This window comes from Pseudomonas sp. Sample_24, assembly GCF_004307605.1.
Lineage (GTDB): Bacteria > Pseudomonadota > Gammaproteobacteria > Pseudomonadales > Pseudomonadaceae > Aquipseudomonas.
The window spans coordinates 13,124-36,520 of record NZ_RCNW01000338.1 but is presented as its reverse complement, the minus strand read 5'-3'; the positions used below and the strand labels follow the sequence as shown (position 1 = coordinate 36,520).

Genomic DNA, 23,397 nt, shown 5'->3' with positions numbered 1-23,397 from the left:
GAGCTCAGTTGCTGTTTCGGTCTATTGGCTCAAACATGGTTTTGAGATCAATCGGATCCAGGCAGTCCGGCGCCTTATCTTTCACTTGCTTGAAATAGCTTCGTGCTGCCGGATTCTCGATACCACTTTTGAGCGCTAGCAGATAATAACCATCGGCACGAAACTGTTCCTGGCTCAGCAGCACAGGGGTGTAAAGATCCCTCAGTGAGGTCAACGGTTGCTCACGATTGACATCGGGCATCTTCGGCTCTTTGAAACAGTACGAATTTAACGCCGGCAATGGGTAATGCCCTGAGTAAGGGTCTGGCTGGTCCAACGCGCTTTGCAATTGTCCCCTAAGCCGCAGAAGTTCAGGGTCATTGAACTTGAAACGCTGGTACGCTTGATCACAGTCGCGCAATTGCATTACCGCGCTGGCCAGCAGTCCTTGATCCGTGGCGCGCTGATAGAGCTCACAAGCCTCTGCATGCATCGCCGAGTAGTCTTGACCAGACATGGTCTTGCTGCGTTCTTTTAAAGTCGCCAGCAGGTAAGTGGCTACACCATGACCCTCGCTGCTAGCTTTACGCAGTTCGCTTTCAAATGCCTCAGCTTTGTTTGCCACTTCCCGGATGGTTTCAGTTAGAGCACCTTTATCGAATTTGCCTTGTTGCTCTTGCTCCACAATCAAATCTATCTGTTGCTTGCTGTCTTCCGCTATACGCAGCGCATGCTGAAAGGTTGCTTCAGCCTCGGCTGTCGGTGCCGCATTTACAGCGGTGCATAAGGCAAGACTTAGCAACAGTGTTGAATGACACAACTTCAATCTCACTTCCTCCATGAATGCCTGCGCGAATACGTAGACCGAGCGGCCTTATCCTTCGATTTGTAAAGCCTGTCAAGGTGTAAGTGGGCAGTGAATCTATCCTGCGTTTTATCTCGTCGTTTGCAGCTCCGGACCTAGTGTGCTGGATCTTTGCAATGACCGCTCCTGGCCGTTTTCTGCCTGTCGCGAACTGCAGAAATCGGCCTATAGCGGACGCTCGCTGCCATTTCCCACCCAGTCCTCCCAGACAGGAACCGCACACGGTCATTTCAACAGGTCATGCGTGATCAATGTCTTGGGCTCCAGATAAGCGCTCATCCCCCACTTGCCCATTTCGCGCCCAAGACCTGAATGCTTGAAGCCGCCGAAGGGAGCACGCGGTTCGTGGGCAAGGGTGTTGATGAGCACACGTCCCGAATCGATCTGCCGGGCGATAGTCAGACAGCGTTCGGGATTCTTGCCCAGCACCAGGGCGCTGAGCCCATAGTCCGTGTCGTTGGCAATGCTGATCGCATTCGCATCATCGTCGTAGGGGATGATCGTGAGCACGGGGCCGAAGATTTCCTCGCGAGCGATGCGCATCCGGTTGTTGGCATCAGTGAAGATCGTGGGTTTCACGAACCATCCGGCATTCAGGCCTTCCGGGCGACCCTCGCCGCCCGCCAGCAACCTCGCGCCTTCTTCCTGGCCGATACGGATGTAGCGCTGCACCCGTTCCCATTGTTTCTGACTCACCATCGGACCGATGTCGGTGTCGGCGCTGCGTGGATCGCCCGATTGAATCTGTGAGACGCACTCCTTTGCAATCCTCTCGAACTCTGCCAACCGACTGCGCGGCACAAGGATGCGCGTGCCCGCGACGCAAGCCTGGCCGCTGTTGAGAAATCCGGCTTGCAGGACCAAGGGCATGACCGCTTGGAAGTCTGCATCGTCAAGCACCACGGTGGGCGACTTGCCGCCCAGTTCGAGCGTCACGCGCTTCAGGGTATTCGCGCCGGTTTTAACCAGATGTTGACCGACCGCGGACGACCCTGTGAATGAGATCTTGGCTACGTCGGGATGGCGGGCGATTTCCTCGCCAACCACATCGCCCCGTCCGTTGACGACATTGAATACGCCCGGCGGCAACTCCGCTTCGTGCAACGCCCTGAGCACAACCTGCGTCTGCAATGCGCTCATCTCGCTGGGCTTGATGACGGCGGTGCAACCGGTCGCCAGCGCGGTGGCCAGCTTGTTGCAGATGAAGCCCGCATTACTGTTCCAGGGCGTGATCAGACCGGCAACGCCCACGGGCGTCAGAATGACCCTGGCCATGCCGACCTGCTCCTCGAAATCGAACGCCACCAGTGCATCGATTGCTTGCGCAATGACGTCGGCTGGGTACGTCGCCATCCAGCGCCCGCGGACCGCAGGTGCGCCGTATTCGAGGAGGATGGCTTCCAGCAACTCTTCCTCCCGTGCCGCCATGGCCCGGTGCATGCGTTGCAGTGCCGCAATGCGCTCCTCCCGAGTGGTACGAGACCACGCCGGGAACGCAGACCTGGCGGCGGCTATGGCACGCTGTGCGTCCAGTGCATCACCCAGACGAACCCGGCCGATGACGGCCTCGGTGCTCGGGTTATGGAGGTCGAACCATTCCTGGCCGTGGGGGATGACGTATTCGCCGTTGATATAGATATGTTCGATGCGCTGCATGGCGACTCCTCGCTCAAAATGACTCGTCTGAAACGAGCCTGTGTGCAATGAAGTCTATGGGGGGCTTATTGTTCCGATAAGCTATCCTTTTGCGTATGAAGCATCCGCATTTTCAGGACGATCCATGCACAGAACAGGAATGACCGAACTGGAAGTGGTGCTGGCCGTCGCGCGCCGCAGCAGTTTTCGTGGTGCGGCACAGGAATTGGGCATGTCCACCACCGCAGTGAGCAGCGCCGTGGCCGGCCTGGAAGCGCGCCTGAAGGTGCGCCTGTTCAACCGCTCCACGCGCAGTGTGGCCCTCACCGACGTTGGGCAACGCTACGTGGAGCGCATCACCCCTGCATTGGAGCAGATTAAAAGTGCCGGCGAAGAAGCCAGCTTCGGCCCCGATGAACCCAGCGGCACCCTGCGTATCAATGCCCCACATGGCGCGGCCTACTTGTTGCTGGAGCCGCTCTTCAAGCAGTACACAGAGCACCATCCCAAGGTGCGCATCGACATCGTCAGCGAATCAAACATGGTCGACATCGTCGCCGGTGGATTCGACGCCGGTATCCGCCTGGCAGAGTCGGTACCACAAGACATGATTGCCGTGAGGCTGTCAGAGGACATCCGAATGCTTGTGGTGGCAACGCCCGAGTATCTCGACCGCCATGGTGTGCCCGAGCATCCGCGAGACCTGCTCAGCCACCAGAGCATCGGCATGCGCATGGCCCATGGCGGCATCTACCAGTGGGAGCTGGAGCGAGACGGTGAGAAGTTGCAGATGGATCTGCCGGTGCGCTTCATTTTCAACGAGATGCTGGCTATCAAGCAGGCCGTGGTGATGGGCCTTGGCATCGGTTTCATTTCCGAGTGGTTCATCCAGGAAGAACTGGCCAGCGGTACCCTGGTGCCGGTGCTGATACCGTGGTGCCCGTCGTTTGGCGGCTTGAGGCTTTACTACTCCGGCCATCGCTTCGTGCCGGCGCGATTACGCGCATTGATCGATCTGGCGCACGCGTTGCGGCCCACTGTGGTTTGAGCGTGTCGCTATGGAGCGTTTTCGGCCAAAGCAGCCCTTCATCATGACAAAACCGTTGGTGCCCCAAACTGGCTGCGTGGATTGAAAACGCAGTTTTGGGGCGACGGGTTCAAATCCCTCTAGTTGCAATCCCCATTATCTGAGCGCACCAGGTGCTTGACTTAGAGCGCGCTCTAACCAATAGCCTCCTTGTTGCACCGCCAAAACGGCCAGGTCCGTGCGCGGTTTAAACAAGGAGATAGGTCATGACATTAAAAAATCTTGGTTTTGTAACCGGGCTCGTGCTTTCAGCAGTCGCAGTTCCGGTGTCGGCAACTGAACCGGATAGTCGACGAGTAAAAGGGTTAGAGACACTGGAAAAAATCACCGGCGCCGCTGGCAACACTGTGGTCAATTCGCTTGGCGATATCTCGCCCGAGCTAGGTGATTGGATAGTCGATTTCGCCTATGGTGATGTGTTTTCCAGGCCTGGTCTCGCTCTGTGCACACGCGAGCTGGCAACCATCTCGGCCCTCACCGCATTGGGGAACGCGCAACCTCAACTCAAGGTGCATATTGAGGGGGCGCTGAATGTGGGTTGCAAACCTGAGGAAATCGTTGAAATCATCATCCAGATGGCAGTATATGCGGGCTTTCCAAGCGCGTTGAATGGCATCAGCGCAGCGCGGGAAGTGTTTGCCAAACGAGGCATCAAAATGGTTGCTGCACTTCCCGAGTGAACGGGACCACTGAATGACCTAACACCGATGGCCAAGGATTGCGCTTATGAAGCCCTACCAGACGATTGACCAGGTCGCCAAGCAAACCGGACTCACGGCCTATACCCTGCGCTACTACGAACGCATCGGCCTGTTGGCACCTGTCGCTCGTGCAGCCGGCGGACAACGGCTTTATGCGCCGACTGATATGGCGTGGCTGGAGTTTCTGCTGCGTTTACGCACCACTCATATGCCCATCGGCAAAATGCAAGCATTCGCCAAGCTGCGCAGCGCCGGGGATTCAACGGTTGTCGAACGCCGCCGGATGCTGGAATGCCATTTACAGGAGGTGCAGGCCGAAGTTGCTGCGATGCAAGCGGCCGCTGCCGCACTGCAAGTCAAGATTGAGCACTACCGCGCACTTGAGGCCAAGGAGAATATTTAGCGCCTGCTCAAAGGGCTCAACGTAATGCGGTCCGTTCATGCAGAAGATTGATGGCTTGGATCGACCCGTAGCTGCCGCTCAGCAGCGGCAGAATTCGGCCATTATAAGCAATTTGGGTGCGGCTACATTGGAGGTCGTTGCAGCTTGATCCACTCTTGCACTGTCGGGCGCTGCCATTGGCGCTGGGCGTAATCCTCCAGTTGAGCCGGTACGGTGTCCCCATTAAGAATCAATCGGTTCAGCATCAATGCGAGATCAACATCGGCGATCGACCATTGGCCAAAGATGTAGTTCGGGCTATCGGTAAGCAGCGATTGAGCGACATCAAGCAACTTTTGCTTGGCAGATTCAGCCGATGCGGACAAAGGTTCGTATTTTTGGCCATAGAATACAACCAGCGTTGAGCGCTCCTGGCGGATGGGTAGCAAATCACTGCGTAGCCACGCTTGAATTTGTCTCGCCGCGGCACGCTGTTGCGGGGGCTGTGGGTAAACAGATGTTTGGGGGAACACATCTTCCAGGTACTCAGTGATTGCCGATGATTCCGACAACGCAAAGTCACCATGCACGAGGGTGGGCACTCTCTGAGTCAACGAAAGACGGGCATAATCACTGGTCTGGTTCTCCAGTGTTGCCAGGTTCAAGGTACTCATTTCGAACTCAATTCCCTTTTCTCTAAGTGCCACAAAGCATGACAGCGCGTAGGGGCTGGTGAATTGAGAGTCAACGTAAAGGCGCAGTCTCGGGTCATTCATAGCGACATCTCCATATGCAGAATGGAACACGCTAGAACATCTGACGCTTTAAATAAAATGCGTGTTTTTTATGGGGGCATTCCTGTCAGGAATGCGGTATTGCCGCGAATCACCTCTAATTTTCTAGACTCTTTCGAAGGTTTCCTCTTGGCCGCTTTCTGCCAATCCCGGAGGATAAAAACGATGCAGCGCTATTGATGCAACAGCGCCCGCTGCCAGCGTCGACGAGATGTCATCGGCTGAAGGGGGCAACCTTAGCTCAGAAGAAACAAGCGCCCAAAATGCTCAACGTGACAACCCAAACCAATACAACGATTACGGCAGCACAGCGGTTCACAGGCCGCTTCACTCGGCTTGCCTCCCACTCGATCGCTTTGAGCTGACACTGCTCCAGCACCTGAGCAGGCATCAAGCGAATAGCCAGCAGAATGCCAAGCGGCAAAATGATCACATCGTCCAGATAGCCAAGTACTGGAATGAAATCAGGAATAAGGTCGATAGGACTCAAAGCATACGCCACGATAAAAATCGAGACCCATTTGGGTAACCAAGGGGTTTGCGGATGTTGATAGCAAAACCACAGGACCATTGTTTGCCGTTTTAACTTCTTGGCCCAGCCACGCAGGCGGTCGAGGATACTTTTCATCGTGTAATTGTGAGTACCTTGAGGGCATTGGGGCGAGGGTACCTTCTTGAGTGATTGGCTGCTATAAGCCAAGCGGCTGACGTTTCACTCGGGTGAAGAAGCGTGAATGAGATAATCCACGGCCTTGCTCCAGGAAATGCAGACAGCACGAGTATTGGGCGGTCCGATTCCGGGGCGCCCATGGATCACGACGGGCTATGGCCTCGGTGTGAAGCCATCATCGTCGAGCAACTGATGCAGACACAAACCGAATGATGACTGATGGCTAAATGCCATTTTTGGGGTAATCTCGCGGCCTTATATTTCATGCAAGGAAATGCCGTGAAAAAGTCCCTACTCTTCGTTCCGCTATTCGCGCTGCTGCTGCAAGGTTGTGGTGTGACCATGACGCGTTATGAACCGAGTTACGAGAACGTCCAACAGCTCAAACAGACCCCAACACTGCAATCAATCAACAATGCTCAGGTGAAGGCAGAGTCTGGCCAGGGCTCGCTGACTGTTCGGGCTAATCCGATCAGCTCGCCGAGTGGCACCATCCCTCTGCATATTCAGGAGGCTATCAACGAAGAACTGCGCCGAGCGGGCCTGCTGGATCCGCAAGCACAGCGTCATCTGGATGTATTGCTGGTCAAGAATGAGCTGACGGCAGGAATGGGTACCGGTACTGGCCAGCTCGCTGCCCGCTTTACTTTGCTCAAGGGCAACGAGGTAGTTTACGACGCGACCAAGGACGTGAGCCGCCAGTGGGACAGCAGTTTTTTCGGAGCCATTGCGATCCCGAACGCCGCCAATGCCTACAATCCGATGGTTCGTGATTTGCTCAAGGCCTTGTACACCGACCCGCAATTCATACAAGCCCTGAAATGAAGGTAAAAAAGAGCCGCAATTGCGGCTCTTTTTTATCAGGTGCGTGTCACGCCGGAACTGAGTGCCGAGTATTGCAGGCTCTTGCTCTCAACCATTTGTTTGAGCAACGCATTGACCTGGCGGCTGAAGGTATCGCTAATCGCCGCCTTCGGGGTATTACCCATCAAAGGCACAAACCAGATACCGATCCAGGTATTGATCGAATCATGGTTGCTGGCATTGCTGATTGGCAGCCCTTGTTGATCAAGCGCCTCGAGACTCATGGTGTATTGATCAGTGGCCATGGAAGGAATGACGGTCATAGTGAGCCCACTGATAAAGGCCATGGCAAGCTGACCACCACCAGGTGGGTGGTTGTAAACCTTGAGGCGCAGGCTGTAATCGCCAGGCTGCTTCTGAAACTCGTCCAGCGTGACGCGACCAAAGAGCCCGGAGTCGTTCAGCACTTTTTGAAGTTCAGGTTTGAGCATGTCGCGAGCTTGTGGAATTTCAACGGCTGACGTGCTTTTTGGAGCGCCTTGGTAGAAATCGAAGTCCACATACACATTCGGCTTGTTCGAATAACTCGACATAGACGGCAGATTCACCGGAGCCACTTCATCCTTGGTGAAGCTGGCGCAACCGCTCAGCCCTAGTACCAAGGCCAACCCCAGAATTTTTCCTACTTGCATTATGGCTTCCTTAATTGATGGCATAGCGCCTCCATTGTCGGAGTGCTGGGCGGATTCTAGAGATTTCGCGGTAATTGCAAAAGGCCATATATGAGAAATTCGACAGGGCATGCACATCCAGCAATCAGGGACGTGACGAAGACCAGCGCATACAAATCCCCAGTAGGTTTTCCGGTAGTGGTCGTTCCTGAGTGGATATAGGCGTTCAGCAGATGCACGCCAATCATCGCTTCGTTTGTGACTCCCGCCATTCTCTGGCCGCCACACCATAGAACTCCCGGAATACCCGGCTGAAATGGGAAAGATCATTGAAGCCCCAACGAAAGGCAATGTCGGATATTCGATGCGCGGCATTGACCGGATTGAGAAGATCGCTGCTACAGCGCTCTAGCCGCCGACGCAGCACGTAGCGCATCAGGGAAACACCTTCCTGTTCGAACAGTTTGTTGATGTAGCGAACGGAGATCCCCATTGCCAGGGAAACCTGCTGAGCGCTGAGCGTGGGGTTGCCCAGGTTGTCGTTAATGTAAATTTTCACCCGCATCAGTGTCAGTGCCTGTGAGCGCGAGTGTTCAGGGTCCATGGGCTGCACATGGCCGAGTGAAAGCGCGATCAGATGTGTAATCGACTCTGATAGCCGTGCCATTTCAAATGGAGTGAACTGGCCGATCTGCGAAGCAATGCTCTCCAGCAACGAGCGCATGACCCGCCCTACAGGGCTGTCAGTAGATATCCGCGTTGCGGTGCGGCACTCCATATTGACCACCAACTGGTTGATGCAAGTTCGGGGTACGCTGACGATGATCTGCCTCCAGTTATTCTCGAACGTCAGGTAATGCGGCCGTGTTGCATCGTAGATGGAGAAATCGCCCGGCCGGATCACCGCTCGGTTGCCATCCTGTTCCAGACATTCCGTGCCTTCAAGCATCAGGACCGCAAAATATCTGTCCTCTTCCCGGCACGTAGGTTGTAAGTGCCTTCGATTCACTGCTTGTGCTGCGGCACCAACATCGCTCACACGAAGGGACTCACACTTTTGCGAGCGAACTTTTCCGAAGAAATCGGGGTTCGGGATTGCACCGATTTCCACGTCCGCGAAAAGTCGCAAGATCATTTCCCGCCAGTAGTCCACCCGGTCACTGAAAGAGTTGCTTTGAGTCGTGAGGTCAACGCTTTCGCTAGACCAGTCCGTGCCCGCGAGCGCCTTTCGAGCGGTTTGCGGAATCGTTATGGCGTACTCCCGAGAGTCTTTGTCCAATTGCAATGCACCCCTGTTCTTTGAATTTATTTTCAGGATAGAACCGCGGTTGCTTCGCTACTTCTGACTGTCAGGGCTCTTTGACAAGAAGCGAAGTTTCCTGAATGCAACTGCCTGCAAATGCCTTGGGACAACTTTTACAACAGCCTCCCGTTACTCGCCAGCTACCTGAGACGGAAGGGCCGCCTGAACCTATTTTTGGTTCCGTTTCAGCCAAGAAGCGCGAGGCGTAGCGGCCTCATCCTTGAGTCAGCGACAAACCCGCGCGGTGTAAATGGCCGTTGGACGTCGACCCGTACGCCAGGCTAGCCCGGCGTACGACCAGGAAGGTCAAGGACCCAAGTCCCCCGTGAGGGGTTTACCGAGCAAGGCAGACATAATGAAAACAATAAGGCTGATGCTTCCTGAATTTAAACGATCGGTATTAGCAGCGCTGACGCTTGTCGGCGTGTCCTTTTGCACGTTGGCTGCAGAGGTGGCGCCGGGTGACTACGAGCAATACCCCGCGGGCACCACCATCGGCGTGGTCTATTACCAGCACGCAACCACTGATTCACTGCGCGTCCATGGGCGTGAAGCCAGTTCAGATTTCAACCTGTCCTCTGACATCGGCATCCTGCGTCTGCTGCACGTTTATCAATTGAGCGACTCAGTCACCATCGACCCACAGTTCCTGTTGCCTTTTGGTCACGTTTCCAGTGGTGGCGACGCCTGGGCAATGGGCAATGCCAGTGGCACCGGTGACCTGATTCTGACGGCACCGATCAAGTTCCTGCTCAATAGCGCCCGCGATACGTTCAGCGTCAACGCCTACCTGTACGTGCCTACCGGCAGCTACGACAAGAATGATCTGATCAACCTCGGCGAAAACCGCTGGAAGGTCGATTTCCAGACGGCCTATATCAAGCACTTCAGCGACAAGTGGGCGATGGATCTGGTGGGTGATGCGATCTGGTATGGGAACAACGACGACTACGGTCCCGGTTCGGATGTTCTAAAGCAGAAAACTTCCTACGCTGCGCAGCTAATGGGTCGGTACATGCCGGACCCCGCAACTTCATTGGGTGTCGGCTTCGGGCAAACGTGGGGAGGAGAAGTCGAGGTTGATGGCGATGATCTCGATGATGCCATGCGTACTACCAACTTTCGTCTCACCGCCACCCGTTTCTTCACCCCCAAGGACCAGTTGCAACTTCAGCTGGGCCGGGACCTGTCTGTTGAAAACGGCCCACGAGAAGATTTCCGGATGAATCTTCGCTATGCGCGGGTGTTTTGACCTCGCTTCAACCAACAACAAAAGCACGCCATAGACCATGCCGCGCATCGGCGGCCAATGGCAAAAAAAACTGTGAGGAACCCATGGAATCAGCAATCGACAAGCACCTGATGTGCCCTCGTACCCGCACCCGGCGCATCGACGATAGTTACACCCCTCCATTCCCGGCTTGGGTAGGACGCGCCGACGCTTCAGTCACCCAGTTTGTCATGGGTTACTTCGGTGTCCAGTCAAAGGGTGAGAACCAGTTGAGTGCAGCCTGTGCAGCACTGCGCCAGATCACATCCAGCTTTACCCTGGACGATGGTCCTCGCCACCATGATCTGTCCCACTACGTTGACGATGTCGGCTACGACAACATGGTGGCCATCGCCTACTGGGACGATCCCGCCGCATTCGCCCGCTGGGAAGCGAACAGGGAGGTTGCCAACTGGTGGAACGCCGAAAGCCTTGGCAGCGATGGCTTGGGATATTTCCGGGAAATCCTGATGCCGGGCGTTGAGCGTTTCGAGACGCTCTATGCCATGCCACAAGGCATGGAAGGTGTAGGCGTTGCGATGGCGACCCGCAGCGGCGAGATTCAGGAGCATGGCTACTGGGGCGCCATGCGCGACCGGATCGCGCTTTCACAGACTGATGCCATGGCGCCGACCGGTAGCTTGGTGACCGAAGAAAAGTCTTCCCGGGTGATTGTCATGGGCCATGAAAACCTGGTGGTCATTCGCTCGGGTCAGGACTGGACGGAAACAGTTGGCAAGGAACGGGAGCTGTACCTCGGCGAGATGGAGCCTGTGCTGCGCGAAGGCATGAACTTCTTGAGAGATGACGGCCAGCCTGTCGGTTGTTACAGCAATCGTTATATGCAGCACATCGACGCCAGCGGACAACTTCAAGAGAAGAGTTTTTCGGTCAGCCACTGGCGCTCCCTGGCACACCTCGAACGCTGGTCAGAATCCCATCCCACCCATATCGAGATATTCGGGACCTTCATGCGCATGGTGCAAACGCTCCAGGCCGAGCTCAAGTGGAAGGGCTACCACGAAGTGAGCGTCATGCGCGCCGAGGACCAGCGCTACGAATACATCAACTGTCACGCCGGCACAGGGCTGATGCGCGCAGCATGAATGGCCGATGATTCGCCAAGAGGAGAACGATCATGAGTAACACCCTAAACAACACTGCGGCGCCGGCATCCGCTCGCGCACATGCGCTGAAAAATGCCCTCCAGGAACGCGAACTGCTACCCGAAGGCTACGTTGAGAAATTCACCGAGGTCATGGAAAACGATTTCGATCCGGCCAATGGCGCGCGAGTCGTGGCAAGGGCCTGGGTAGACCCCGCCTATCGTGAATTGTTGCTGCGGGACGCAACCGCCGCCTGCGACCAATTCGGCTACACCGGCGTGCAGGGTGAATACATCGTCGCCCTGGAAAACACACCGACACTACAAAACGTCATCGTCTGCACGCTCTGCTCTTGCACCGCCTGGCCAGTCCTCGGCTTGCCACCGGATTGGTACAAGAGCTTCGAGTACCGCGCGCGGGTCGTACGTGAATCGCGCACGGTCCTGCGTGAAATGGGCCTGGACCTGCCGCTCGACGTTGAGATCCAAGTCTGGGACACCACTGCCGAAACCCGCTACATGGTCCTGCCATTTCGGCCGGCGGGTACGCAAGGGTGGTCGGAAGAAGCGTTGGCCAAGCTTGTTACCAAGGATGTTTTGATCGGAATCGCCCGACCGGAAGTCCCGGCAAGCCTTGAACGTGGGCCGGAATAACACGGTAACGACTACTTCCATCATCGGCAGCGAGTAATGAAAAAATGGATGGCATACATGATCTTGGTGGCGTTCAGGGTTTCGGCCGGGTGCAGCACACCGCCAACTCCCTGAGCTACAAGCCGGTCTTCCACGAAGACTGGGAAAACCTCGGCTATAGCCTGCTTTTCCTGGGCGCAGCTGAACTCGGCCTGTTTAACGTTGACGAACTGCGCCATGCAATAGAACGCATGGAGCCCCGCCAATACCTGACATCCAGCTACTACGACAGGATCATCGTCGGCGTGGCGTCCTTATTCGTCGAGAAGGGAGCACTCCAACATCGACGTCTCGAAGAGCTGGCCGCAGGCGCCTATCCACTGGCTCTGCCTATGGTCGCGGGGCGTGCCCCCAGACCTCCTGAGCAACCGTTCCAGGTAGGCGATCAGGTACTTGTGCGCAATGAGTTCGTTTCCGGGCATATCCGCATGCCCGGTTATGTTCGCGGAAAACGCGGAGTAGTGGTGCACCGCACATCCCAAAAATGGCCATTCCCCGATACGGTCGGTCATGGCGGTTCCAGTCCATCCGAACCCACCTACCACGTCCAGTTCACGACCCAGGAACTTTGGGGCGACGAGGCGGACGCGGGCAAAGTGGTCGTGGACCTGTTCGGCGGCTATCTGCTCCTGGCCTGACGAATGGCTTTTCGGTGCGACGAAGCAATCAAGACGAGCAGCTTCTGCGTGTCGCACGTCGCACCCTTTTTCAGCACGGATTCCATGAGGACACTACATGGCCATTCTCAGACCCAGCAATGACCACATCGGTGAAATCGCCGCCTCCCTCGGCATCACCTTGAGCACTTCGCAGATTGAGGACTATCAGGTCGCTCTACAGGGTAACTTCGACGCGTACGATCAACTCGATGCGCTTGCGGATTTTCTTCCAGAAGTCCGCTATCCACGACAAGGGGGTTATTTGCCAGGCGCCGAGGAGAATCGCTATGGCGCCTGGCAATGCAAATCGCAGATCCGCGGCAGGAGCGACGGCCCGTTAGCGGGCAAAAGCGTCGCGATCAAAGACAACATCGCGGTCGCCGGGCTCCCCATGCTCAATGGCTCCTTTACGCTCGATGGCTATGTGCCGGATGTCGACGCCACCGTCGTCACCCGTCTCCTGGATGCGGGTGCGACTATCGCCGGCAAGGCAGTCTGCGAAGCGCTGTGCTTCTCGGGCGGCTCCCATACCGCAGCTAGCGGCCCGGTGCACAATCCACACCGCCACGGGTACTCCGCTGGCGGATCTTCGTCGGGCTGCGCCGCACTTGTCGCGGCGGGCGAAGTTGATCTGGCCGTCGGCAGCGACCAGGGCGGTTCGGTTCGCATCCCGGCCTCTTTCTGCGGCGTATACGGAATGAAACCCACCTATGGGTTGATTCCCTATACCGGCGCCATGCCCATTGAAACGACACTCGACCACCTGGGCCCGATCACCGCCAGCGTCCGGGACAACGCGTTAATGCTTGAGGTCCTGGCGGGTGCGGACGGCCTCGACCCTCGCCAGTCGAATCCGACAAAGGTGGGCGGCTACGTCGAGGCGCTGTCACGTGGCGTCGCTGGCATGCGGATCGGCGTTCTCAAGGAAGGCTTCGGCCTGCCCAACGCGGAAGCCGTCGTGGATCAGGCGGTGCTGGAGGCCAGCGGGGTCTTCCGTGCACTCGGGGCGTCAGTAGAAGAAGTATCTCTTCCCATGCACGGAATGGGGGCGGCTATCTGGCTGGCAATTGCGGCCGAAGGCGCCACCCAGCAAATGATGAAGGGCAATAGCCACGGCTTCAATTGGCGCGGCCTCTACCTGACCGACATGATGGAACACCATGCGCGATGGCGAGAGCAGGCAGACAGCCTTCCGGACACCGTCAAGACAACAATGATCCTCGGTGAGTACCTCAGTCGCCAGTACCAAGGCCGCTATTACGGCAAAGCACAGAACCTCGCCCGTCAACTGCTCTTGGCCTACGACGGCCTGTTCGAGCATTTTGACCTGCTGCTGATGCCCACGCTGCCGATCAGGTCGACGCCACTACCAGGCGTGGGTGCCGAACTGCCGGAATTCCTGGGTCGTGCCTTCGAGATGCTCGGCAACACCTGTGGCTTCGATGTGTCGGGTCATCCAGCGATGTCGATTCCCTGTGCCATCCGCGATGGCCTGCCCATTGGCTTGCAACTGGTCGGCAAGTATTTCGGCGAAGCCGACATTTACCGGGCAGCCCATGCGTTCGAGCAGTCCGCTGACTGGCGATCGCGCTGAACCATGAGAAGCATGGGCTAAGAAAAAGCGGACAGGATTATTGATTGAATAATTCTGTCCTCCTTTCGCCATTCGCGCGGAATCAGGTTCGAGTTGATTGTGCCGACAAGCCTGAGAACGGGCGCTTTGCGCCCGTTCTCAGTCACTGCGCCGCTTGCGCCCGCAATCGTCGCCCAACCACATCCATCAAATCACAACCGTCGCGTAACGGAATGGCCAGCAGTTTGGAAAAGTCCGACAACACCACCGTGTCGCAACCAATCTCGGCGCGAAAGGCGATGTTCTCCAATACCTGAGTGACTGTGCGAATGCGGTAATCCGCCATGGCTTGCAGGACGTCGAGCGGGGCTTCGGTATCAATGAGCAGGGAGGGTGGAACCAGGTCGAGTCCGGTAAGGGGCATGTATCGATTCATTTTCAATGATCTCTGTTTGATTTGGCTGAAGGCCGTCACTTATCGTCGCCAAACGAATGGGTGGCAGCTGTGCGCAGGTTGGCGAACCGGAAACAGAAAAACCGGCAGACCCTGAGGTCTCCCGCGCACAGCCGCCATTACAGCGGCTTTGCGGGTGCGATGATACCTGCAATGAAGCCGATAGCCTTCGCATTTTCTGTTATCAGGTCGCCAAACCCGAATCGCCATTTGGGGCGACGGCACCGACTATAAGCCTCACGAGATCGGCAGGGTAGGTGAGGCATTCCGAACTTCATGTAGGACCAAAGTCGCCGCATTCTCGGATCTTTCACATCACTTCCCTACAAAACTAAACACGTCCCCCAAAATGTACGTTGCCCCTCGCTCATAACTCACCGAAGCTATCCTTCATCAGCCCTCACGCCGTCGAGATGGACCTCCACCCCATGCAAACCGCCACTGCCTCGCAACACCCGCTCTGGAAAACCTACCTGCTTTTCCTCGCGCCCATGGTGCTGTCGAATTTCCTGCAATCCATGTCCGGCACCGTCAACAGCATCTACATCGGCCAGATGCTCGGCACGCAGGCGCTGGCGGCGGTGTCGGGGATGTTTCCCATCGTGTTCTTCTTTATTGCCCTGGTCATTGGTTTGGGCGCGGGTGCGGGGGTTTTGATCGGGCAGGCGTGGGGCGCGCGTGAGGTGCATCTGGTCAAGGCCATCGCCGGGGCGACGTTGATGTTGGGGGTGTTGATCGGCTTGGTGGCGGCGGTGGTGGGGAGTGTGTTTGCGCGGTCTTCGCTGGTGGGGTTGGGGACGCCGGCGGACGTGCTGGACGATGCGGTGGCGTATGCCCATGTGATGTTGTGGTTCATGCCGACGCTGCTGGTGTTTGTGTTGTTCACGCAGTTGTTGCGCGGGGTGAGCGATACGATGTCGCCGTTGTTGGCGCTGGTGGTGTCGACCGTTATTGGCCTGGCGCTGACGCCGGCGTTGATTCGCGGCTGGCTGGGGTTGCCGCCGCTGGGGATTCAAAGTGCGGCGTTTGCCGGGTTGGCGGGCAACCTGGCGGCGATGGGGTGGCTGGCATGGCGCTTGATTCGTCGGGGCCATCCGTTGGCGCCGGACCGCGAGTTTTTTGCGTCGATGAAGCTCGATTGGGGGATTCTCGGCAAGGTGTTGCGCATCGGTTTGCCCACCGGGTTGCAGATGGTGGTGTTGTCGCTGTCGGAGCTGGTGATCCTGGCGCTGGTGAACCAGCACGGTTCCCAGGCGACGGCGGCTTATGGTGCGGTGACGCAGATCGTCAATTACGTGCAGTTCCCGGCGCTGTCGATTGCGATCACGGCGTCGATCCTTGGCGCGCAGGCGATCGGGGCAGGGCGCATCGAACGCATCGGGCCAATTCTGAAGACGGGATTGATGATCAATGTATGCCTGACGGGTGGCTTGATCGTGCTCGGGTACGTGTTGTCGAGTTGGTTGCTGGCGTCGTTCCTCACGGAAGAAACGACGCTGAATATGGCTGAACACCTGTTGCACATCATGCTCTGGAGCCTGTTGGTGTTCGGCTTCCAGGCAATCATCGGCGGCATCATGCGCGCCAGCGGCACGGTGATGGTGCCGGTGGCGATTTCGATTGTGTGCGTGGTGGGTGTGCAACTGCCGGTGGCGTATTTGCTGGACGCGCGGTTCGGCTTGCCAGGGGTTTGGATGGCGTTTCCGGTGGCGTATCTGGGGATGCTGGCGTTGCAAACGCTGTATTACAAATTGGTGTGGCAGCATCAGAAGATTGAGCGGTTGGTGTAGCAGGGCGGCAGGGCTTGTGTATCGCTATGTAAGATCGGCGGTGAAAATACAGGTCATTACAAATCCGGTACGGGGTGGATACATCGAGGTGGCACTGTTTACCCAGGTCACTTTTGCACCTTGAATCGGAGTTTTCTCATGAACAAATGGTTGCCTGCCCTGGCCCTCGGTTGTGCCATGGGCCTGTCGCTTTCCAATGTCGCCCACGCTGCCGAACCGGCCAGCCCTTCGGTGGAGCATATGACGGTTGCCTACCGCAGTATCAAGGTTGATGACCTGTCGATTTTCTATCGTGAAGCCGGGCGGCCGGATGCGCCAACTTTGTTGCTGCTGCACGGCTTTCCCAGTTCTTCGCGCATGTATGACCCGCTGCTGTCACGCTTGGCGCAGCACTACCACCTGGTGGCGCCGGACTATCCTGGGTTTGGTCACAGCGATGCCCCGGATGCGAAGTTGTTTGTTTATACATTCGATCATCTGGCCAGTGTTATGGAGCATTTCACCGAAGCACTGGGCCTGAACAAATATGCGCTGTATGTGCAGGACTACGGCGGCCCGGTTGGATTCCGAATGATGCTCGCCCATCCCGAACGCTTGCAGGCACTGATTATCCAGAATGCGGTTGCGCACGAGGATGGGCTCGGGCCGCTGTGGCAGAAACGGCGTGAGTTCTGGGCCAATCGAGCCCCGAACGAGGCGGGGTTGCGAGCGAGCTTTTTCTCGTTGGCGACCACTCGGCAGCGGCACGTCGGTGCCAATCCTGCGATAGAAGTTTTCAACCCGGATTTGTGGACCGACGAATACAACTTCCTGAATCAACCAGGACAAGCGGATATCCAAAGTGATCTGTTCTATGACTACCGCAACAATGTGGCCAGCTATCCGAAGTGGCAAGCCTGGCTACGCGAGCACCAACCACCGACGCTGGTAGTGTGGGGCAAGTTTGATCCGTCTTTTGACGTTGCCGAAACCGAGGCCTATCGACGGGATCTCCCGGCCGCGGACATTCATGTGCTGGAGGCCGGTCATTTTGCACTGGATGAAAAACCCGGGGAAATTGCGCGGTTGGTCGGGGATTTTCTTGGCAGGCATGTAGGGAAATAACCCTCAAGCGTCACGGTTGACTGGGCTGGCCCCATCGTGAGGAGGCTCGCCTGCAGGGGATCGGCGGTACGCAGGGAGGTCTTGATGACGGCCACCATCGCACCGACAATCAGGGGTGGGGGAAGTCACCGGCAGGCGCGATCGCCTGGGGAGGTTTTCCAATGAGCCCCTTGTCCCATTCCATCCTGCAGGATCGAGCAGCCGCAGGGCGGCGGTTGGTGGAGCCGTTGCTGCATTACGCCCATCGGCCTGATGTCATCATTCTCGCCTTGCCCCGTGGCGGTGTACCAGTGGCCTATGAAGTGGCCAGGGCACTGGGTGTTCGCCTCGACTTGATGCTGGTGCGCAAACTCGGCGTGCCGTCCCGTCCGGAGTACGCCATGGGCGCGATTGCCAGTGGCGGCATTCAGATTCGCAATGAAGAAGCACTGCACTTTCATCCCATCGACAGGGCTGCTTTCCAGGCCGTGGTCGACCGCGAGAGCCGCGAGCTAAGGCGTCGAGAACAGGTCTATCGGGGATCGCGTGCGCCGGTGCAACTCAAGGACCAGGTGGTGATCCTGATCGACGACGGCCTGGCGACCGGCGCTTCGATGCGGGCGGCGGTGCAGGCGGTTCGATTGCAGGCGCCGTCGCGCATTGTGGTGGCCGTTCCGGTGGCGCCGGTTGAAACGGCCGAGGCGCTGCGCAGGGAAGTGGATGAACTGGTGTGCCCATTGTTTCCGGACTGGTTCACATCGATTGGGCACTGGTACGTGGATTTTTCCCAGACGTCGGACGCGGAGGTCATCGAGTTGTTGCAACGGGCATGGGAGCAGGAGGCCGACTCGCCTGACGCCAAAGGTTGATCACCACGTCGCTTGCTCTGGTGAAGATTTGCTGTCATCGTTCGCGCTATTGGTAATCTTTCTTATTTGAGAAATTTTTTCGTATGCGCGATTTTTCCGTGGCCGGCGACGATCTTGCGCGTCGTCAGCAGACTTTCACTGAGCTCTACAGCAATCATCATTCATGGTTGCATGGCTGGCTGCGGAAAAAACTGGGCTGCTCGCAACGGGCGGCGGACCTCGCGCACGATGCCTTCATTCGGGTGCTGACCCTTGCCGAACCGCAGTCCATCAAGGAACCCCGGGCCTTTCTGGCGACGATGGCGGGGCGCTTGCTGATCGATGGCGCGCGGCGCCGACGGATCGAGCAGGCGTACCTTGAGGCGTTGGCGTTGCAGGCACAAGACGCCGGCATGCCCGATCCGGCGGCGGTGCACGCGGCGCTTGATGCGCTGGAAAAAATTTCCGCCATGCTCGCCGGGTTGCCGACCAAGACCCGCGAAGCTTTTCTGCTTAGCCGCCTGGACGGCCTGACCTACAGCGAAATCGCCATCGAACTGAAGGTGTCGGCCAGTACCGTGAAAAATTACGTCGCGAGTGTGTTGGTGCATTGCTACAACGCCTTGTACACCGAGGATTCGCCCGCGTGACGAGCCTCGATAAACCTACCGAGAAAATGATCGCCGAGGCCGCGCACTGGCTTGCGTTGCTGCACGACGAAGCGGTCACTGATCGCGACTGCGAGGCGTTCGATGCCTGGTGCAAGGCCGACCCGCGCCACGAACTGGCGCACACACGCATGCGGGCATTGTGGTCGAGCCTGGATGAGTTGCCGGCGGCACCGGCGCGGGTTGCACTCAAGCAGGCCTTTGCGCAACCGCGTCCGAAAGCCACAACCCGTGGTGCTCAGGTGTTCGGTCTGTTGAGCATGCTGTTCTGTGGGTGGTTCAGCCTGGAGAACTGGCCCCTGTGGTTTGCCGACCAGCGAACCGACGTGGGCCAACGGCGGGAGGTGGCGCTGGCCGACGGCAGTCGGGTGCAACTCAACAGCCATTCGGCGCTGGACGTGAAATTCGACGGTCAGCAACGGGTGGTCGAGTTGCTCACCGGGGAGATGTGGGTGGAGGTGGCCAAGGACGCCAAGCGGCCGTTCGTGGTGCGCACCGAACAAGGCACGGCGACCGCGCTGGGTACGCGTTACCTGGTTCGTCGCACGGACGATGGCGCCACCGTGGTCACGGTTCTGGAGTCGGTGGTCGCAGCCAAAGCCAATGGTGCCGAGGCGATCAAGGTCATGGCGGGGCAGCAGACGCGGCTCAAGGACGGGCAGGCGCAAGCACCACAAGCCATTGGCAACGCTGAGCCGGATGCCTGGACTCGCGGTTTGCTCAAGGTCGACGATCGGCCGGTGAGCGAGGTGCTTCAGGCCCTCGCCGGTTACCGTCGCGGACTGGTGCGTTTCGATACGCAAGCGTTGCAGGGCATGCGCGTTTCCGGGGTGTTCCGCCTCGACGATACCGACGCGGCACTGGCGACATTGGCGGACAACCTGCCGATCAAGGTGGAGTACTTCACGGATCTGTTAGTGGTGGTCAAGCCGCTGTAGTTCGCCAAAATCAATGCAGGAGCGAGCCTGCTCGCGATCGTGGAGTGTCAGCGATCATCCTTTTGGCTGACACGGCTCTCATCGCGAGCAGGCTCGCTCTTACATTTTTAATGCAAATCACTCGTATTCGTTGTCCGTTTTCTCGACATGGCCGTCATGGATAGTAACGCTCCCCATTTCACAGGACTTTCCATGTCACGCTTTGCTCGTCCCTTGCATCCCTTGGCGCTGTCGGTCGCGATGGCTTTTGTCGCGGTGCCCCTGCACGCCGCTGAACCAACATCGCCCGAAACCGCAACCAGCGCAGTGCGCAGTTTCGCCATCCCGGCCGGGGATTTGGGCCAGGCGCTGAACAGTTTCGCCGAGCAAGCCGACCTGACGCTGGCGTTCGACCCGGCGTTGACGCGCGGTAAAACCAGCGCTGGCCTGAGCGGTCAATTCAGTGCGCCCCAGGCGCTTAGCCGATTGCTGCAGGGCAGCGGCCTGAGCGCCATCGCGTTGTCGGCCACGCGTTATCGCATCGAGCCGACCCCCGAGCCAGTGGCCGGTACGCTGATGTTGGGCGCCACTGATATCAACGGTGCCTGGCAAAGTGAAAGCCCCACCGGCCCGGTGGCAGGCTACGTCGCAACCCGCGCGCTGTCAGGGACCAAAACCGACACGGCGTTGATCGAGACACCGCAATCGATTTCCGTGGTGACCAAGGATCAAATGCGCGCGCAAGGCGCCGAGAGCCTCAATCAGATTTTGCGCTACACCGCTGCGGTGGTGCCGGAAACCCGCGGCTCCACGGCTTCGCGTCTGGATCAGATGACCATTCGTGGCTTCTCCCCGGCCACTTATCTGGACGGCTTGCGCATGCCCGGTAGCCGGGATGCTTCACCGCAAAAGGATGCCTTCGATCTGGAGCGGGTAGAGGTGCTGCGCGGTCCTTCTTCGGTGCTCTATGGGCAGGCCAGCCCCAGCGGCGTGCTCAACATGGTGAGCAAGCGTCCGCTGGATACGCCGTTCCACGAGATCGGCATCGAATACGGCACCTTCAACAAAAAACGCACGACCTTCGACACCACCGGCCCGCTGGATGATCAGGGCGTTTACTCCTATCGCGTTGCCGGCCTGTACGACGAGGCCGACGGCCAGCTCGAACACACTGAGACCCAGCGTCAGGCGCTGTCGTCGGCTTTCACCTGGCGTCCAAGCGATGACACTTCGCTGACGTTGCTCGGGCACTTCCAGAAAGATCCGAAAGCCGCCTCGTACGGCTCGGTGCCGGCCTGGGGCTCGGTGTTGCACAGCCCGCTGGGGCGCAGCATCGACGTCGATTTCTACGACGGTGAAGAGGATTTCGAGAAGAGTGACCGGGAGTATTTCTCTCTTGGCTACCTGTTCGAACACCACATCAACGACGTGTGGACCGTGCGCCAGAATCTGCGTTACCTGCAAAGCGAAGGCGATTACCGCAGCATCTACAACAGCAATCTGCGGGCCGATTACCGTACGTCCAATCGCTCGACCATTGCCACAGATGTGAACCTCGATTCCTGGACCGTGGACAACCAGTTGCAGGCCAGATTCGACACCGGCGCGGTGCAGCACACGGTGCTGTTCGGCGCCGATTACCAGAACACCAGCACCCACACCAAGTCCGGTTTCGGCACCGGGCCGACCCTGGATATTTTTGACCCGGTGTACGGTGCGCCAGTCACCACACCGGCGTTCACCTCTGACGCCACGCAACGCAACGAGCAAAAAGGCCTGTACCTGCAAGAGCAGTTGAAGTGGGACAAATGGGTGTTGCTTTTGGGCGGTCGCTACGACTGGGCCGACAATAACAACAGCACCACCAACCTGCGTACCAACGCCAAGACCAAGACCTCGCTGCAAAGCGAAGCCTTCACCGGTCGCCTGGGCGTGGTGTACCTGTTCGACAACGGCATCTCGCCATATGCCAGCTACTCGGAATCGTTCGAGCCGCAATCAGGCACCGGCTACGGCGGTTCGGTGTTCGAACCCACCGAAGGCAAGCAGTACGAAGTGGGCATCAAGTACCAGCCGCCGGGCAGCAACAGTTTCATCACCGCTTCGGTCTTCGACCTGCGCCAGAGCAACGTGCCGACACTTGACCCGGACCCGACCCACATCTGCGGTACCGGTCGCTGTCAGGAACAGACCGGTGAAGTGCGCTCCCGTGGTTTCGAACTCGAAGGCAAGGCCAGCCTCAACGACAACCTGGACATCACGGCCGCCTACGCCTATCTGGATAACCGGATTACCCAGTCCAACAGTACCGTCAGCTACGCACCGTTGACCGACATCGCCGTCGGCCCGGCCGTACCCGCCAAAGGCACCACGACCTATGGCGTACCGCGTCACACGGCTTCGGCCTGGGCTGATTACACCTTCCACGATGGCGTCGCCAAAGGTTTCGGCGTCGGCGCCGGTGCCCGTTACGTCGGTTCATCCTGGGGTGACACGGCCAACACCTTGAAGGTGCCGGGCTACACGCTGTTCGATGCTTCGTTGCACTACGACATCCCGCACCTCAACAGCCTCAAGGACAATCTGCGCCTGGCCTTGAACGCCAGTAACCTTGCCAACAAAGAGTATGTGGCGTCCTGCTATTCCTACTCCTGGTGCTGGTATGGGGCGCAACGCACAGTGCAGGCGAGCGCGACTTATCAGTGGTAAACGTTTAACTGACACATTGAAACGGGCTGCCCATGAGGCAGCCAGTTTTTTGCGGTGGCATAAACGGTGGTTCTTTGCTTTAGTCCACCTACTGTCAGCTTACCCGCACACCGGAGAGTCCCATGAACTCTCGAGCATCACGTTTTATTGCATTGGCCTCCGTGCTTTTGTTCGGTGCGTTTCCTTGCGCCTATGCAGTCGAATACACCGACGTGAATCCCACGGCCAGTACCCTCAGTTTCACTTACAACCAAATGGGGTCACGGGTGTATGGCACCTTCAGCAAGTTCGTTGGGGTCCTCGATTTCGATACAACTCATCCCCAGGATGCACATGCGAAGTTGACCATTGACCTCGACAGTATTGAAGTGGATGACAGTGATGCCAGGACTGAACTTCCAAAGCCTGCCTGGTTCGACACGGCGACTTATCCGAAGGCAATCTTTGAGTCGACTCGGGTCAAAGACCTCGGCAGCAACCGTTATTTGATCACCGGCAGACTTACTCTCCGGGGGCTCACTCGGGAGGTGGAAGTGCCGGTGCTGCTGAAAGCGGGAAGTGCCGTTGGCATTTTTGATGGCGAGTTAACGCTCAAACGCAGTGACTTCAAGATCGGTGCGGGTGAATGGGCAGACAGCGTTGTTTCCAATGACATTTACATTCGTTTCCGGATAGTTGCCCCCGAGCGCTGAAGTGGGGTGAGTTTCACCAAACGTGGGAGGTCTTGCCAAAGCGTG

At 57.8% G+C, this 23,397-nt stretch carries 23 protein-coding genes; 16 read left to right on the top strand and 7 right to left on the bottom strand.

The features are described from left to right. Positions 1-4 precede the first annotated feature (4 nt). Positions 5-805: a hypothetical protein gene (locus D8V06_RS18600; protein WP_130905019.1), complete on the bottom strand. Its 801-nt coding sequence runs from the start codon at positions 803-805 to the stop codon at positions 5-7. 264 nt (positions 806-1,069) lie between these two features. Then, a complete protein-coding gene (locus D8V06_RS18595) occupies positions 1,070-2,500 on the bottom strand; it encodes an aldehyde dehydrogenase family protein (RefSeq protein WP_130931504.1) in 1,431 nt (476 codons plus the stop codon). A gap of 124 nt (positions 2,501-2,624) precedes the next feature. Between D8V06_RS18595 and D8V06_RS18590 the strand changes: the two genes are divergently transcribed. The 3 genes from D8V06_RS18590 (at position 2,625) to D8V06_RS18580 (ending at position 4,670) form a co-directional block, all read left to right on the top strand. Continuing rightward, on the top strand, positions 2,625-3,527 hold the full coding sequence (locus tag D8V06_RS18590) for a LysR family transcriptional regulator (RefSeq protein WP_241667844.1): 903 nt from the start codon (positions 2,625-2,627) through the stop codon (positions 3,525-3,527). A 245-nt stretch (positions 3,528-3,772) separates the two neighbouring features. Beyond that, the gene (locus tag D8V06_RS18585; protein WP_130905017.1) at positions 3,773-4,246 is read left to right on the top strand and encodes a carboxymuconolactone decarboxylase family protein; all 474 of its coding nucleotides are present in this window, start codon (positions 3,773-3,775) and stop codon (positions 4,244-4,246) included. 46 nt (positions 4,247-4,292) lie between these two features. Continuing rightward, a complete protein-coding gene (locus tag D8V06_RS18580) occupies positions 4,293-4,670 on the top strand; it encodes a MerR family transcriptional regulator (RefSeq protein WP_130931503.1) in 378 nt (125 codons plus the stop codon). A 122-nt stretch (positions 4,671-4,792) separates the two neighbouring features. Here the strand turns inward: D8V06_RS18580 and yfcF are convergent, their stop codons facing one another. After that, positions 4,793-5,425, bottom strand: a complete 633-nt coding sequence (yfcF, locus tag D8V06_RS18575; protein WP_130931502.1) for a glutathione transferase — start codon at positions 5,423-5,425, stop codon at positions 4,793-4,795. A gap of 259 nt (positions 5,426-5,684) precedes the next feature. Beyond that, positions 5,685-6,071 (bottom strand): YkvA family protein, encoded by a 387-nt coding sequence (locus tag D8V06_RS18570; RefSeq protein ID WP_130905015.1) that lies wholly within the window; start codon positions 6,069-6,071, stop codon positions 5,685-5,687. 321 nt (positions 6,072-6,392) lie between these two features. Here D8V06_RS18570 and D8V06_RS18560 point away from each other — a divergent pair, with 321 nt between their 5' ends. After that, entirely contained in the window at positions 6,393-6,938 is a 546-nt protein-coding gene (locus tag D8V06_RS18560) for a hypothetical protein (protein ID WP_130905128.1), read from the top strand. A 35-nt stretch (positions 6,939-6,973) separates the two neighbouring features. Here the strand turns inward: D8V06_RS18560 and D8V06_RS18555 are convergent, their stop codons facing one another. Further along, positions 6,974-7,609, bottom strand: a complete 636-nt coding sequence (locus D8V06_RS18555) for a hypothetical protein (protein ID WP_130905014.1) — start codon at positions 7,607-7,609, stop codon at positions 6,974-6,976. A gap of 223 nt (positions 7,610-7,832) precedes the next feature. Then, positions 7,833-8,867 carry a helix-turn-helix domain-containing protein gene (locus D8V06_RS18550; RefSeq protein ID WP_241667843.1) on the bottom strand — a complete coding sequence of 345 codons (1,035 nt, stop codon included), beginning with the start codon at positions 8,865-8,867 and terminating at the stop codon, positions 7,833-7,835. 397 nt (positions 8,868-9,264) lie between these two features. On the opposite strand from D8V06_RS18550, the gene D8V06_RS18545 reads away from it, so the two are divergent. The 5 genes from D8V06_RS18545 to D8V06_RS18525 all read left to right on the top strand — a co-directional run bounded on the left by D8V06_RS18545 (position 9,265) and on the right by D8V06_RS18525 (position 14,212). Further along, positions 9,265-10,143, top strand: a complete 879-nt coding sequence (locus D8V06_RS18545) for a transporter (RefSeq protein ID WP_130905013.1) — start codon at positions 9,265-9,267, stop codon at positions 10,141-10,143. Between the two features lie 83 nt (positions 10,144-10,226). Beyond that, positions 10,227-11,267, top strand: a complete 1,041-nt coding sequence (locus tag D8V06_RS18540) for a phenylacetaldoxime dehydratase family protein (RefSeq protein WP_130931501.1) — start codon at positions 10,227-10,229, stop codon at positions 11,265-11,267. 32 nt (positions 11,268-11,299) lie between these two features. Next, positions 11,300-11,920: a nitrile hydratase subunit alpha gene (nthA, locus tag D8V06_RS18535; protein WP_130931500.1), complete on the top strand. Its 621-nt coding sequence runs from the start codon at positions 11,300-11,302 to the stop codon at positions 11,918-11,920. Positions 11,921-11,964: 44 nt separating this feature from the next. Next, positions 11,965-12,597, top strand: a complete 633-nt coding sequence (nthB, locus tag D8V06_RS18530) for a nitrile hydratase subunit beta (RefSeq protein ID WP_130905010.1) — start codon at positions 11,965-11,967, stop codon at positions 12,595-12,597. Positions 12,598-12,694: 97 nt separating this feature from the next. Further along, positions 12,695-14,212, top strand: coding sequence for an amidase (locus D8V06_RS18525; protein ID WP_130931499.1), 1,518 nt, complete (start codon positions 12,695-12,697; stop codon positions 14,210-14,212). A 142-nt stretch (positions 14,213-14,354) separates the two neighbouring features. Here the strand turns inward: D8V06_RS18525 and D8V06_RS18520 are convergent, their stop codons facing one another. After that, on the bottom strand, positions 14,355-14,627 hold the full coding sequence (locus tag D8V06_RS18520) for a hypothetical protein (protein ID WP_130931498.1): 273 nt from the start codon (positions 14,625-14,627) through the stop codon (positions 14,355-14,357). Between the two features lie 446 nt (positions 14,628-15,073). Here D8V06_RS18520 and D8V06_RS18515 point away from each other — a divergent pair, with 446 nt between their 5' ends. The 7 genes from D8V06_RS18515 to D8V06_RS18485 all read left to right on the top strand — a co-directional run bounded on the left by D8V06_RS18515 (position 15,074) and on the right by D8V06_RS18485 (position 23,352). After that, the gene (locus tag D8V06_RS18515; RefSeq protein WP_130931497.1) at positions 15,074-16,435 is read left to right on the top strand and encodes an MATE family efflux transporter; all 1,362 of its coding nucleotides are present in this window, start codon (positions 15,074-15,076) and stop codon (positions 16,433-16,435) included. A gap of 138 nt (positions 16,436-16,573) precedes the next feature. Beyond that, positions 16,574-17,539: an alpha/beta hydrolase gene (locus tag D8V06_RS18510; protein ID WP_130931496.1), complete on the top strand. Its 966-nt coding sequence runs from the start codon at positions 16,574-16,576 to the stop codon at positions 17,537-17,539. A gap of 161 nt (positions 17,540-17,700) precedes the next feature. Beyond that, positions 17,701-18,387, top strand: coding sequence for a phosphoribosyltransferase family protein (locus D8V06_RS18505; RefSeq protein ID WP_130931495.1), 687 nt, complete (start codon positions 17,701-17,703; stop codon positions 18,385-18,387). A gap of 83 nt (positions 18,388-18,470) precedes the next feature. Next, positions 18,471-19,016 (top strand): sigma-70 family RNA polymerase sigma factor, encoded by a 546-nt coding sequence (locus D8V06_RS18500; protein ID WP_056856766.1) that lies wholly within the window; start codon positions 18,471-18,473, stop codon positions 19,014-19,016. Continuing rightward, positions 19,013-19,972 (top strand): FecR family protein, encoded by a 960-nt coding sequence (locus D8V06_RS18495; protein ID WP_130931494.1) that lies wholly within the window; start codon positions 19,013-19,015, stop codon positions 19,970-19,972. The genes D8V06_RS18500 and D8V06_RS18495 overlap by 4 nt, the downstream gene beginning before the upstream one ends. Before the next feature lie 192 nt (positions 19,973-20,164). Continuing rightward, positions 20,165-22,660 carry a TonB-dependent siderophore receptor gene (locus tag D8V06_RS18490; protein WP_056856764.1) on the top strand — a complete coding sequence of 832 codons (2,496 nt, stop codon included), beginning with the start codon at positions 20,165-20,167 and terminating at the stop codon, positions 22,658-22,660. 122 nt (positions 22,661-22,782) lie between these two features. Then, positions 22,783-23,352 carry a YceI family protein gene (locus D8V06_RS18485; protein WP_130906508.1) on the top strand — a complete coding sequence of 190 codons (570 nt, stop codon included), beginning with the start codon at positions 22,783-22,785 and terminating at the stop codon, positions 23,350-23,352. Positions 23,353-23,397: the final 45 nt, after the last annotated feature.